The 12,276-nt window shown below is 67.6% G+C and carries 12 protein-coding genes; 8 read left to right on the top strand and 4 right to left on the bottom strand.

What is annotated here, in order from left to right:
* Positions 1-329 precede the first annotated feature (329 nt).
* Positions 330-686, bottom strand: coding sequence for a hypothetical protein (locus tag AC4AMJ_RS28285; RefSeq protein ID WP_489916278.1), 357 nt, complete (start codon positions 684-686; stop codon positions 330-332).
* A 224-nt stretch (positions 687-910) separates the two neighbouring features.
* Here AC4AMJ_RS28285 and AC4AMJ_RS28280 point away from each other — a divergent pair, with 224 nt between their 5' ends.
* Genes AC4AMJ_RS28280 through AC4AMJ_RS28270 form a run of 3 tightly spaced genes read left to right on the top strand, consistent with a single transcriptional unit; the run spans position 911 to position 2,739 of the window.
* A complete protein-coding gene (locus AC4AMJ_RS28280) occupies positions 911-1,495 on the top strand; it encodes a TetR/AcrR family transcriptional regulator (RefSeq protein WP_489897791.1) in 585 nt (194 codons plus the stop codon).
* A complete protein-coding gene (locus AC4AMJ_RS28275) occupies positions 1,492-2,268 on the top strand; it encodes a maleylpyruvate isomerase family mycothiol-dependent enzyme (protein ID WP_489916276.1) in 777 nt (258 codons plus the stop codon). Before AC4AMJ_RS28280 ends, AC4AMJ_RS28275 begins: the two co-directional genes overlap by 4 nt.
* A 21-nt stretch (positions 2,269-2,289) precedes the next feature.
* Positions 2,290-2,739 (top strand): ester cyclase, encoded by a 450-nt coding sequence (locus AC4AMJ_RS28270; protein WP_489916274.1) that lies wholly within the window; start codon positions 2,290-2,292, stop codon positions 2,737-2,739.
* An 81-nt stretch (positions 2,740-2,820) separates the two neighbouring features.
* On the opposite strand, the gene lon is transcribed toward AC4AMJ_RS28270, so the two are convergent.
* Positions 2,821-5,148, bottom strand: a complete 2,328-nt coding sequence (gene lon / locus AC4AMJ_RS28265) for an endopeptidase La (RefSeq protein WP_489897794.1) — start codon at positions 5,146-5,148, stop codon at positions 2,821-2,823.
* A gap of 234 nt (positions 5,149-5,382) precedes the next feature.
* On the opposite strand from lon, the gene AC4AMJ_RS28260 reads away from it, so the two are divergent.
* The 3 genes from AC4AMJ_RS28260 to AC4AMJ_RS28250 all read left to right on the top strand — a co-directional run bounded on the left by AC4AMJ_RS28260 (position 5,383) and on the right by AC4AMJ_RS28250 (position 7,504).
* Entirely contained in the window at positions 5,383-5,721 is a 339-nt protein-coding gene (locus AC4AMJ_RS28260; RefSeq protein WP_489916273.1) for a hypothetical protein, read from the top strand.
* A 5-nt stretch (positions 5,722-5,726) separates the two neighbouring features.
* Positions 5,727-6,641 carry a hypothetical protein gene (locus AC4AMJ_RS28255; RefSeq protein WP_489916271.1) on the top strand — a complete coding sequence of 305 codons (915 nt, stop codon included), beginning with the start codon at positions 5,727-5,729 and terminating at the stop codon, positions 6,639-6,641.
* A gap of 137 nt (positions 6,642-6,778) precedes the next feature.
* Positions 6,779-7,504: a cutinase family protein gene (locus tag AC4AMJ_RS28250; RefSeq protein WP_489916269.1), complete on the top strand. Its 726-nt coding sequence runs from the start codon at positions 6,779-6,781 to the stop codon at positions 7,502-7,504.
* A gap of 356 nt (positions 7,505-7,860) precedes the next feature.
* On the opposite strand, the gene AC4AMJ_RS28245 is transcribed toward AC4AMJ_RS28250, so the two are convergent.
* Together AC4AMJ_RS28245 and AC4AMJ_RS28240 are read right to left on the bottom strand one after the other, a co-directional pair.
* A complete protein-coding gene (locus AC4AMJ_RS28245) occupies positions 7,861-8,508 on the bottom strand; it encodes a dihydrofolate reductase family protein (RefSeq protein WP_489916267.1) in 648 nt (215 codons plus the stop codon).
* Positions 8,509-8,587: 79 nt separating this feature from the next.
* Positions 8,588-9,292: a FadR/GntR family transcriptional regulator gene (locus tag AC4AMJ_RS28240; RefSeq protein WP_489897799.1), complete on the bottom strand. Its 705-nt coding sequence runs from the start codon at positions 9,290-9,292 to the stop codon at positions 8,588-8,590.
* A 167-nt stretch (positions 9,293-9,459) separates the two neighbouring features.
* Here AC4AMJ_RS28240 and AC4AMJ_RS28235 point away from each other — a divergent pair, with 167 nt between their 5' ends.
* Both AC4AMJ_RS28235 and AC4AMJ_RS28230 read left to right on the top strand, forming a co-directional pair.
* Positions 9,460-10,680 carry a CaiB/BaiF CoA transferase family protein gene (locus AC4AMJ_RS28235; RefSeq protein WP_489916265.1) on the top strand — a complete coding sequence of 407 codons (1,221 nt, stop codon included), beginning with the start codon at positions 9,460-9,462 and terminating at the stop codon, positions 10,678-10,680.
* A complete protein-coding gene (locus AC4AMJ_RS28230) occupies positions 10,680-12,176 on the top strand; it encodes a carboxyl transferase domain-containing protein (protein WP_489916263.1) in 1,497 nt (498 codons plus the stop codon). The genes AC4AMJ_RS28235 and AC4AMJ_RS28230 overlap by 1 nt, the downstream gene beginning before the upstream one ends.
* Positions 12,177-12,276: the final 100 nt, after the last annotated feature.

The following is a 12,276-nucleotide window of genomic DNA, read 5'->3' as shown; positions in this document are numbered from 1 at the left end:
AGTGCATCTCGTTGATTTGTTGGCCCGATACGTGCCGACGTTCACGGTGACATGTTCACCGGCGATGACTGCCACCACGCGGTCGGCGCCTACCACCGTCGACGTCGCGACGACTCCGGCGGCGATGGCAGCGGCGCGAGCCGACGATCGCCCGAACACGCTGATGACCGTGGGGCCGACCAGCAGGACACCCGTGACTTCCACACATTCGGTGAGGCGCTCGTCGACGCCACCCGGCGGAGATGGGGGCGCCATACGAGAACGCCACCGTGTTCATGAACATTCTCGAGGACCTCGAGATCTGATACGCGCCGTTCAACGGCTACGGCTCAGACAGGTTCCGGCGGCAGCGCATCCCCGGGGAAGCCCCGGGCGGGGTGCACCTCGAAGGTGAAGACTTCGGCCTGAACCCCGGGGTCGTCGTTCATGAGTCCGGTGGTCGTGTCGACGTCGCGATCGAAGATGCCCACACCGCACACATCCGAATCGTCGAGGACCGGGAGCACCACGGACAGGGCGCCGGCCGCCCGGAGCGCGAAATTGCGGCGGCCGTGTTCCCAGATGATCGCCTCGGCCTCGGGAGATTTGTACTTCGGGCCGGGCCGAAGGATGACCACGGAATACGGCTGGGCGTACTGAAGACTCGTCTGCATTTCTTCGTCGGTGATGGTGGGTAGATCGGTCATGGGACCTCCTCGACATCCGTTCCGCGCGGGTCGCAGGCTCACCTGATCCGGGCGCAGCGTTGACAAACCGCAGTACCGATTATCGTCGTCGCACTCATCGGCTGCTGCCGATGTGGCCGAATCAGAGCCGCCGATCCAGCACCCACCCGAACGGCACAGACTCTTGACTTTCCCGCATCGTCTATCAATGATAGTTCTATGCCTATCAACGATAGGAGCCGCTGATGCCGCCACTCACACTCGATAAGCGCGCCGCGCGACGCCGGCAGATTCTCGACGCCGCGTGGTCGATTGCGAACGAGAGCGGTCTGGGTGCGGTGACTCTGCACGAGGTCGCCCGACGCGTGGGCATGCGGCAGCCATCGCTGTACAGCTATGTGTCGTCGAAGCTGGATCTGTTCGACGCGATGTTCGCCGAAGCCTACGAGGAGTTGCTCGCACGGATCGATGCCGTTCCCGCGGCCGGTTCGGCCCGCGAGCAACTGATGCGGCTGTCGCAGACGATCGTCGAGTTCGTCGTGGACAACCCGCCACGCCAACAGCTGCTGTTCCAGCGCACCATTCCCGGATTCGTCCCCTCAGAGACCTCCTACCGGTTGGCGGAGCAACTGGTACGGCGCACACAGGTCCTGCTTGTCGCGGCCGGCGCGACACTGCCTGCCCAACTCGATGCCTACACCGCCGTCATAGCCGGCATCGGGGCCCAGCAGATCGCCAACGACCCCGGAGGTGACCGATGGACCCGACATGTCGAGACCATGGTCGCGCTCGTCGTCGACCACTTCCCCCGAGAGGACGCCACACAATGACTTCGTTCGAAAGCACCCGTCCCGCAACAGACATCAAGCGGATCGGCCACGACGAGGCGATGCAACTCACCGCCACCGAGAACGCGCGCCTGCTCGAACTGCTTCGACGCCTCGGTCCCGACGACTGGGCGAAGGCCACCGACTGTGACGGCTGGACGGCCCGAGACGTGGTGGTCCATGTCATCGCCTCGGCCCAGGCGCAGGCCAACCCGCTGGAATTCCTCCGGCAGGTCCGGGCCGGGAGACCACTGACCGCTGAGATCGGTGGCGAACACTGGGTCGACGGCCTCAACGAGGCACAGCTACGGGCCCGGACCCGCTGGCAGACAGACGAACTGGCGAACCTGTGGGAAACGCACTCCGCCGCCGCATTGCGGGCACGAACGCGTATGCCCACACCCATTCGCGCACTTCCGCTGTTGCCGATCGGCACCCCCCTCGGCGTGGACCTCGGCTGGAAGCCCCTCGGGTACCTGTTCGACATCGGCTTCACCCGCGACACCTGGATGCATCGCGTCGACCTCGCGCGGGCAACCGGCCTCGAGCTGCAGCCCACCGCCGATCACGACGGACGGATCGTCGAGGACATCCTGGCCGAGTGGGCAGAAGTCCACGACCAGCCCTTCACACTCGACCTCGAGGGCCCCGCGGGTGGCCGCTTCACCGGCCACGGCGGCGCACCGACGATCGGCATCGACGCCATCGAGTTCGCGCGCACCCTCTCCGGCCGTGCCGAGGGCCACGGAGCCCTCGCCAACAGACTTCCGCTCTGACAACCCACGAAAGGCAGATCGATGTCCACCTCAACCGAAGCACACACCGCGACAACCAGTTTGGCCGAATCCAACAAGCTCGCCGACCGGCGTTTCGTCGACGAGATCATCAACGGTCAGCATCTGGAGATGATCAGTGACATCGTCACCGAGGATTTCGTCGAGCAGAATCCGCCGCCCGGCCAAGGCCCCGGGCGCGACGGCCTACGCGACTTCTTGGCCCAGATGTTCAACGCCTTCCCCGACCTGCGGTGGTCGGTCCACGAGATGGTGGCCGAGGGCGACCGCGTGGCGGCCTGGTCGACGTGGACGGGCACCCACCGCGGAGAATTCCTCGGCATCCCGGCGACAGGCCGATCGGTGACGGTCGAGGCCTGGACCTTGGATCGTTTCCGGGACGGCAAGCTGAGCGAGAGCCGCATCATCATGGATGCGATGGGCATGATGGCACAGCTCCAGGGCGACGCGTAGTCGGCACAACACAACAGACGGGCGGTGCGTAGGACCTTCCTACGCACCGCCCGGCCGTGTGTGCCGTTGTGCCCGTGCGGATCAGGCCGCCGTAGCGTTCGCCTCCTGCGCCGGCTCGAGCGCCTGCACGATGATGTCGGCGACATCGACCATGGGCTTGACCTCCAACGCGTCGAGCACCTCGGCCGGCACATCGTCGAGGTCGGGCTCGTTGCGCTGCGGGATGAACACGGTCGTGAGCCCGTTGCGTTGCGCGGCAAGCAGTTTCTGCTTGACCCCGCCGATCGGCAGCACCCGACCGTTCAGCGTGACCTCACCGGTCATACCCACCTCGGCACGCACCTTTCGCCCGGTCGCCATGGAGACCAGCGCGGTCACCATGGTGACGCCCGCGCTCGGACCGTCCTTGGGCACCGCGCCGGCGGGCACGTGCACGTGGATGGTCTTGTCCAGCGCTGTCGGGTCGACACCGAGCTGCTCGGCGTGCGCCCGGACATAGGACAGCGCGATCTGCGCGGATTCCTTCATCACGTCGCCGAGTTGTCCGGTGAGCTGCAGTCCGGGCTTGCCGTCCGTCGAGTTGGCCTCGATGAACAGCACGTCGCCACCCATTCCGGTCACCGCCAGGCCGGTGGCCACGCCGGGCACCGCGGTGCGTTCGGCCGATTCCGGGGTGAACCGTGGCCGCCCCAGATATTCCTTGAGGTCGGGCTCGTCGATCGTGACCGGTGTGGTGGCCTTGCCTGATTCGATATTGGTGGCGGCCTTGCGGAGCGCCTTGGCGAGTAGCCGCTCGAACTGCCGCACACCGGGTTCCCGGGTGTAGTCGGCGGCGATCTCACGCAGCGCCGCGTCGGTCACGGTCACCTCGTCGGCGGTCAGGGCCGCCCGTTCGGCCTGCCTCGGCAGCAGGTAGTCGCGGGCGATGGCGACCTTGTCGTCCTCGGTATAGCCGTCGAGCGTGACCAGCTCCATCCGGTCCAGCAGCGCCGACGGGATGTTCTCCACCACGTTGGCGGTCGCCAGGAACAGGACGTCGGACAGGTCGAGGTCGAGATCCAGGTAGTGATCGCGGAACGTGTGGTTCTGCGCAGGGTCGAGGACCTCGAGTAGTGCCGCCGCCGGATCACCGCGGTAGTCCGAGCCCACCTTGTCGATCTCGTCGAGCAGCACGACTGGATTCATCGATCCGGCCTCGCCGATGGCGCGGACGATCCGGCCGGGCAGAGCACCGACGTAGGTGCGGCGGTGACCACGGATCTCGGCCTCGTCGCGCACACCACCGAGAGCGACGCGCACGAACGTGCGGCCCAACGCGCGGGCCACGCTCTCGCCGAGCGACGTCTTGCCGACACCGGGCGGGCCGGCCAGCACCATGACGGCCCCGGAGCCGCGGCCGCCGACGACCTGGAGGCCGCGTTCGGCGCGACGTGCACGCACCGCCAGGTATTCGACGATGCGGTCCTTGACGTCCTCGAGGCCGTGGTGGTCGGCGTCGAGGATCTCGCGGGCACCGGCGATATCGGTGGAGTCGTCGGTCTTGACGTTCCACGGCAGGTCGAGCACGGTGTCGAGCCAGGTGCGGATCCAGCCGGTCTCCGGCGACTGGTCGCTGGCGCGTTCGAGCTTGCCGACCTCACGCAGCGCGGCCTCGCGCACCTTGTCGGGCAGGTCGGCGGTCTCCACGCGACCGCGGTAGTCGTCGGCGCCGTCGGGTTCGTCCTCACCGAGTTCCTTGCGGATCGCGGCGAGTTGCTGACGCAGCAGGAATTCCTTCTGCTGCTTCTCCATGCCGCTGCGCACATCGTCGGCGATCTTGTCGCTGACCTCGGTCTCGGCGATGTGTTCGCCGGTCCACTCGGTGAGCAGGGTGAGTCGCTCGGCGATGTCCGGCGTCTCCAGCAGCTGACGCTTCTGGGCGTCGGTGAGCCAGGACGTGTACCCGGCGGTGTCGGCAAGGTCGGACGGATCGGTCATCTTGTTGACCGCGTCGATGATCTGCCACGCCTCGCGACGCTGCAGCATGGCCAGCACCAGCTTCTTGTACTCGGCGGCCAGCGCCTTCACCTCGTCGGTGATCTCGGGGTCGTCGACCTCGGTGATCTCGACCCACAGGGCCGCGCCCGGACCGGTGGTGCCGGACCCGATGTGGGCCCGCTTCTCGCCCTTCACGACGACGGCTGTGCCGCCGCCGGGAATCCGGCCGATCTGGACGATCGACGCGAGCACGCCGTAGGTGGGATAGCGGTCGTCCAGACGCGGGGCGACCAGCAGTTTTCCGGACTCGCTGGCCCGGGCCGCGTCCACCGTCGCCTGAGCGGCGTCGTCGAGCGGGATCGGCACCACCATGCCGGGCAAGACGACCAGGTCAGGAACGAACAGGACGGGCACTGAGTATGTCTCAGTCATCTAACCTCCAAAGTTCAGTCTGACCGACTCAACCCTGGTGGCCGGATGTTTGTTCCCTGCGATATTTCGCCAGGAGCTGAAGATGGCCGAGTGGGTTCGCCCCTCCGCTTGATCAGCAGTAACTCAAGCCGCCGCCACGAGCAAGACATCGTTGCAGGTCCCCCGAAAGTCCGGGGTGAGGCCCACCCTGCAGAGCGATGTGTCGAGGCGTGCGGGTGTCCAAACATGTAACACATGAGCGCTCGCCGAATCGTGGCCATCCGGGCAGCAGTGATGGCTACCGCCTCAGCCCTCGTGGTCATGTCGTGCGGCCTGCTCAGTGGCTGCACGACGTCGGCCCCGGCATCGGACGGGACTGCCGCTGACGGACGCGGATCGATCGTGTCGACAACCGAACTCGCGACCCGCTCAGCACCCCAGATCGGATCCTGGCTCGGCGGCGAATCCTTCGACACGTCGTCAGTGCGCTTCGGTGTCGATACCTATCGCATCGTGACCGGACTGTCGACGCCCGGGGCCGGGCCACCACCGCCAGCGGGCTGCTGGCCGTTCCCCGCAGCAGCGATGAGCTGACGCTGGTGTCGTACGCGCACGGAACCACGAGTTACAAACCAGACGCCCCTTCCCTGGCCCAGGACGCGTGGGGTCCCGGCCCTGCGATCATGTACGCCGCGAGCGGTTTTGCAGCCGCGGCTCCCGACTACCTCGGTCTGGGCGAGGGGCCCGGTCGCCACCCGTGGATGGACGTCCCGTCGGAGACGTCGGCCTCGCTGGACTTCCTGCAGGCCTCGCGAAGGTTCCTGGACCAGCTGGGTCGCGACACGACCGGAGACGTCCTGGTCACCGGGTTCTCGCAAGGCGCCTCGGCGGCGTTGGGGCTGGCCCGAGCACTCGCCGACGGCGCCGACCCCGACCTCCGGCTTCGCGCGGTGGCACCGGTCAGCGGAGCCTACGCGTTCCGCGATGCCGAGATCCCCGCCATGCTCGACGGGCACGTCGACCAACGGCTGGCAGTTGCATACACCGCCTACCTCTTCACGTCGTGGAATCACCTCCACGGCGGAATCTACGACGCTCCGACCGAGATCTTCCGACAGCCGTACGCCGACCACGTCGACAGCTATTTCGACGGCACCACCCCCGGTCAGATCATGCTCGCCGGCCTGCCGGCGACCCTGGACGAGTTGCTCACGCCACGCGGGTTCAGTCTGTTGCGGCGTCCAACGGGCAGCTTTGCCCGAGCGCTGAGCGTCGCCGACGACGTGTGCCATAGCTGGAACTCGCAGATCCCGCTGCGGCTTTACACCGTGCCGCACGATGAGCAGGTCACACCCGACAACACCGATCGGTGCATCGATCAGCTGCGCCGACAGCAGGCCGCGGTCCAGCGCGTCACACTGCCCAACCAGTCGTATGCCGGCTCCGCCCATCTCGGATCGAACATCGCGTCGATTGACCCCATCGTCGAATGGTTCTCTTCGCTCATCCACTAGACACTGGCAGACAGCGCTCCCCAAAGCGGTCCGATGCGCACTACATTCGGTAGACGAGCGACCCATCCAGAAAAGGGTGCCGTTCGAATCCAACACGTGAGCACCGGACCGACCTGTATCTACCGAGGAGTGCGTGTATGACCGGAACGACATTCGCCCGCCGTCTGATGGTGTCGCTGGCGTGCCTGACCATGGCACTTGGGGGCTCGCTGATGTTCTCGAATGCCCAGGCCAAGGCCGCCACCTGCCCTGATGTGGAGGTGATCTTCGCGCGCGGCACCGCTGAACCCGCCCCACCGCTGGGGCTGACCGGCCTATCCCTGGTGGAAGCGGTTCGTTCGCAGCTGCCCGGCAAGTCCGTCGTCGGCTACGGGGTGAACTATCCCGCGAGCGACAAGTTCAATGACAGGCTCGCCATCGCCGATTCGGTGACGACCGGTGTGCGTGACGCCCAGAAGCGGATCAAGTACTTGACCGCCACGTGCCCGAACACCCGAATCGTGCTCGGCGGCTACTCCCAGGGGGCCGTGGTCGCAGGCTTCACCACCGCGACCGGCATCGACGTCCCGGCGCAGTACAGCAAGTACTCCGACCAGGTGCCGCCGCCGCTGCCGGCCAACGTCGCCGACAATGTCGCGGCCGTCGTGCTGTTCGCTCCCCCGTCGGACCGGTTCCTGCGCGACATCGGATCACCCGCGATCCGCGTCGACCGCGAGTATCGGGCCAAGACGATCAGCTACTGCATCCCCGGCGACAACATCTGCGACGGCGCGCCGGCCGCCCAGCCCAACGGCCTGCACGTGCTGTATGCGGCCAACGGGATGACGCTCAATGCCGCGGGGTATGTGAAGCAGCATCTGTGAGCCGAGCCTGACTGGCGGAGGGGCCGCACGCGTTGGCCCTTCGTGACGCACCCTCGCAGGCTCGGAGGCTCCTCAGGGAGCGCGTGGTAACGCCCGCACGCCACTGCCGCCCCCTGAGGAGGCCCGGAGCGCTAGCGAAGGGCCGTCACGAAGGGGCTGCCCTTCGTGACGCATCCTCGCAAGCTCGGAGGCTCCTCAGGGAGCGGGTGGTGACACCCGCAAGCTCGGAGGCTCCTCAGGGAGCGGGTGGTGACACCCCCACGCCACTACCGCCCCCTGAGGAGGCCCGGAGCGCTAGCGAAGGGCCGTCACGAAGGGTTTAGAGGCCGGGGGTGGTGACGCGCGCGGAGCTCCCGTCACTTCCGCCAGAACAGATGGTGGATCACGCCGCTCGGGCTCGGCACAACGTCGCAGTGGAATCGATCGAATAGTTCCTCCGGTGATTCCCACAGGCGTGTCCCCGATCCGAGCTCGATCTGCGGTGATACCGCGACATGCAGCGTGTCGACGAGATCGGCGTCGAGGAACTCGCGGATGATCGTCGCGCCACCGCCGAGCCGTACATCCTTGCCATCGGCCGCGTCGCGTGCCCGATCGAGGACCGTGGCCGGGTCGTCGTCGACGAAGTGAAACGTGGTGTCGGACAGGCTGAACGATGGCCGCGTGTGATGGGTGAGCACGAACACCGGAGTGTGAAACGGCGGCTCATCGCCCCACCAACCGAGCCAGTCGTGGTCCTCCCACGGCCCGCGCTGAGGCCCGAACTTGTTGCGCCCCATGATCTCGGCACCGATGTTGTGACCGAAGTCGCGCACCAGAAAGTCGTCCAGGCCGCGGCTGCCGCCGGGGTCGGTGCGGTTCGGCCAGCTCGCGGTGGGGAATGCCCACGCCATCAGGGCTCCGGGATCGGCATGCCCGAAGGGCCGCTCGAGGCTCTGGTTCTCACCGGCGCCGTAACCGTCGCTCGACACGGTGAAGTTCTGCACTTTCAGCAGCTGGCTCATTGGTTCCCCTGACTCTCATGACGGTGTGGACAAGGGTGAGACCTCGCGCGACCGCAGAGTTCATCGGCCGCCGTCGCGCTCACGCGCCTCCATCGTCCTCACGCAGCAACGCCACGTCCGACACCATGCTGATGTGATCGGCCATCGCCCGCGCCGCCTCGGTGGGATCCTGGTTGCGAATCGCGTCGGCGATGCGGCGGTGCGCGGTCAACGACAGCTCCGGCCGGCCCTCCTGTGACAGCGACTCCATCCGTGTCTCGCGGATCAGGCCGGAGATCTCGGCCATGAGCTTGGCCAGCAACGGCGAGTGCGCCGCGGCGGTGATGGCCTCGTGAAACAGTTCGTCACCCTTTTCGCCACGCTCGCCGCGATCGACCTCCGCGGACATCTGCGCGATCGCCGTATCGATGGCAGCCATCTCGTCGTCGGCCCGACGCTTGGCGGCCAGCTCCGCGAGCTTCACCTCGAGCGCTTCTCGGGCCTCGAGCACCTCGGGCAGGCGGTCGGCATGCTCGCGCAGGGCCCGGACCGCGGCGTCTTCGATCGGCCGACGAACCAGCACCGCTCCGTCGCCGTGCCGCACCGAGACGATGCCCTGAACCTCGAGCGCCACCAGCGCCTGGCTGAGGGAGGCCCGGCTGACGCCCAGTTGGGCGGCGAGGTCACGTTCGGCGGCGAGACGATCACCGGGTTGCAGATCCTTGTCGATGATGTGCGCGCACAGTTGCTCGACGATCACCTCGTACAGCCGTGGCCTGGCGACCCGGCGCAGTTGCTCAGCCACTGATCCACCTCCTGTGGCGATCCTATCCCGGCGGACCGGGCGCGAGATCACACGCAAAGCCCGCCGAACGACTGTTGACATTCCGGGGCGCCACAGTGCACGCTTGGCTCAGTGGCTAGTCCACTGAGCCAACAGCCCACTGCGCCATTTCTGATCGGAGTCTCACGATGCCCCCTACCGCGACACCGACGGACACCGACTCCACTTCCGCACGCGGCGGTAAGCCGCTCGGAGGGGTGGTGGTCGCCGATCTGACCCGCGCCCTCGCCGGGCCACACGCGGCGATGATGCTCGGCGACCTCGGTGCCGAGGTCATCAAGGTCGAAACACCCAACGGCGGCGACGACACCCGCGGGTGGGGTCCGCCGTTCGTCACTCCGGAGGCCGGCGACCGCGAATCGACGTACTTCCTGTCCGCGAACCGCAACAAGAAGTCGATCGCGCTCGACCTCAAGTCACCCGATGGTCGCGCGACTCTCGAGGAGTTGATACGCCGCTGCGACGTGCTCATCGAGAACTTCCGCACCGGCGTCCTCGACCGACTCGGTTTCGACCACGAGCGGATCGCGGAGCTCAATCCGCGCTGCGTGGTGCTGTCGATCACCGGTTTCGGCCACGACGGCCCGGAGGGCGGACGGTCCGGCTACGACCAGATCGCCCAGGGTGAGGCCGGCCTGATGTCGCTGACCGGGTCAAATCCCGACGACTTCCAGAAGGTCGGGGTGCCCATCGCCGATCTACTGGCCGGCATGTACGGCGCCTACGGCGTTCTCGCTGCGCTGCACGAGCGGCAGTCGACGGGGCGGGGCCAGGTGGTGCGGACATCCCTGCTGGCCTCGGTGATCGGCATCCACGGATTCCAGGGCACCAAGTGGACGGTGGGCGGCGAGGTCGGCGCGGCCATGGGCAATCATCATCCGTCGATCAGCCCATACGGTCTGTTCCCGACCGCCGACGGCGCCGTACAGATCGCTGTCGGTAGTGAGGGTTTGTGGCAACGCTTCTGCGCCGGGTTCGATGTCGACCCCGCCACCGAGGGCATGGCGACGAATCCCGAACGAGTGGCGAACCGGCAGGTCGTCATCGAACTGGTCGAGAAGGTGTTCTCCGAATACGACACCGCCCCGCTGCTCGAGCGCCTTGCCGAGATCGGCGTTCCGGCCGGCAAGGTGCGTAACGTGCGCGAGGTCTACGAATGGGAGCAAACCCGCTCGCAGGGGTTGCTGCTCGACGTCGAGCACGCGACCCTGGGGCAGGTCACGCTGCCTGGTCCGCCGCTGCGGTTTTTCGGCCATGACGGCAGCGAGACGACGCCGACCGATCATCTGGCGCCGCCGACCCTGGACGGCGATCGCGCCGAGATCCTGGCGTGGCTGGGGATGCGCTGATGTCTCGTCGGCGCAGTGCCCACGACGTCATCGCGACTGTCGCAACGCCCGCGACGTGGGTGTCCGTGGACCTGCCGATCACCACGGCCCATCGGTCCGACTACGCCGACGAACTCGCCCGGGCACGAGCCACCACGGGCGTGGACGAAGCGGTGGTCACCGGCACCGCGGTCGTCGGCGGGCATCGGATCATGCTGATCGTCAGCGAATTCGGCTTCCTCGGCGGTTCCATCGGCGTCGACACCGCGCAGCGGATCACCGATGCGGTCGAGACGGCCACCCGCGAACGCCTGCCGATCCTCGCCCTGCCCGCCTCCGGTGGCACGCGGATGCAGGAGGGCACCCGCGCCTTCGCGCAGATGGTCCGGATCACCGCGGCGCTCCTGCAACACAAGGCGGCGGGCCTCCCCTATCTGGTGTACCTGCGCCATCCCACCACCGGTGGCGTCCTCGCGTCCTGGGGGTCGTTGGGCCATCTCACCTTCGCCGAACCCGCCGCGCTCGTCGGGTTCCTCGGCCCCCGGGTGGTCGAGGCCGTCACCGGCGTATCGCTGTCATCCTCGGTGCAGACCTCGGAGAACATGCATGCGCACGGGTTGGTCGACCACGTGGTCCCGGTGGCTCGTCTGGGCGCCGAGATCGGTGCGGTGCTCGACATTCTCGCCCCCTCGGCGACTCCATCGTCGAATCAGGTGCGCGACGACGCGCCGCCGGCCACCTCACGCCCCGCGGCGTGGGACTGTGTCCGGTCCACGCGGCAGCGGCGTCGTCCCGGCGTGCGCGACCTGCTCGCCAACCCTCGCATCAGCCACCGTCGGCTGTCCGGCAGCGGGCAGACTGCTCCCGACGACGCGGTAATCGTCGCGCTCGCGCGACTCGACGGCCGTCCCTTCGTGCTGATCGGACAGGATCGCACGGCCGGGGTTCCGATTGCTGCGCGCGGCTTCCAGGCGGCCCGACGCGGCATGGCGCTCGCGGCTGAACTCGATCTGCCACTCGTCACCATCATCGACACCGCGGGCGCCGAACTGTCGGCAACCGCCGAGGAATCCGGCATCGCCGGCCAGATCGCTCGGTGCCTGGCCGAGCTGCTGGCGGTGCCGACCCCGACCGTGTCGGTGCTGCTCGGACAAGGCACCGGCGGTGCGGCGCTGGCGTTGTATCCGGCCGATCGGGTCATCGCCGCCGATCACGGCTGGTTGGCTCCACTGCCGCCCGAGGGCGCCAGCGCCATCGTCTACGGCGACGCCGACCATGCCGCCGAACTGTCGGACACCCAGGAGATCGGGTGTCCGAGCCTGCTCGATTCGGGGCTGGTGGATGTCGTGGTCGCCGAGAACCCGGACGCTGCCACCCACCCTGAGGCGTTCTGCCATGACGTCCTCGATGCCCTCGCCACCGAGCTGTCGGAGCTCGCGGCGCCCCGGGCCGACCGGGAGAGCAGGCGAATCCGCCGGTACGAGCTGGGCGTCGGCGCGCAACCGGCACCTGTATGAGTGGCCCCCGCGCCGAGTCCGGGCCATTCGCGATCCGGCGACGAGCCCGGATCGTAGGCTCAGCACAGAGTCGACATCCGACCCACGCGACGCGCGGGGC

It is taken from the genome of Gordonia sp. LMA484 (genome assembly GCF_058129505.1).
The sequence above is the reverse complement of the archived record's forward strand: the minus strand, read 5'-3'. Positions and strand labels throughout refer to the sequence as shown.

Bases quoted from the DNA above. Each gene is read 5' to 3' on its own strand.
- AC4AMJ_RS28275 (WP_489916276.1), top strand. From the start codon at position 1,492: ATGACTTCGTTCGAAAGCACCCGTCCCGCAACAGACATCAAGCGGATC.
- AC4AMJ_RS28245 (WP_489916267.1), bottom strand. From the start codon at position 8,508: ATGAGCCAGCTGCTGAAAGTGCAGAACTTCACCGTGTCGAGCGACGGT.
- lon (WP_489897794.1), bottom strand. From the start codon at position 5,148: ATGACTGAGACATACTCAGTGCCCGTCCTGTTCGTTCCTGACCTGGTC.
- AC4AMJ_RS28250 (WP_489916269.1), top strand. From the start codon at position 6,779: ATGACCGGAACGACATTCGCCCGCCGTCTGATGGTGTCGCTGGCGTGC.
- AC4AMJ_RS28235 (WP_489916265.1), top strand. From the start codon at position 9,460: ATGCCCCCTACCGCGACACCGACGGACACCGACTCCACTTCCGCACGC.
- AC4AMJ_RS28260 (WP_489916273.1), top strand. From the start codon at position 5,383: ATGAGCGCTCGCCGAATCGTGGCCATCCGGGCAGCAGTGATGGCTACC.
- AC4AMJ_RS28285 (WP_489916278.1), bottom strand. From the start codon at position 686: ATGACCGATCTACCCACCATCACCGACGAAGAAATGCAGACGAGTCTT.
- AC4AMJ_RS28230 (WP_489916263.1), top strand. From the start codon at position 10,680: ATGTCTCGTCGGCGCAGTGCCCACGACGTCATCGCGACTGTCGCAACG.
- AC4AMJ_RS28280 (WP_489897791.1), top strand. From the start codon at position 911: ATGCCGCCACTCACACTCGATAAGCGCGCCGCGCGACGCCGGCAGATT.
- AC4AMJ_RS28270 (WP_489916274.1), top strand. From the start codon at position 2,290: ATGTCCACCTCAACCGAAGCACACACCGCGACAACCAGTTTGGCCGAA.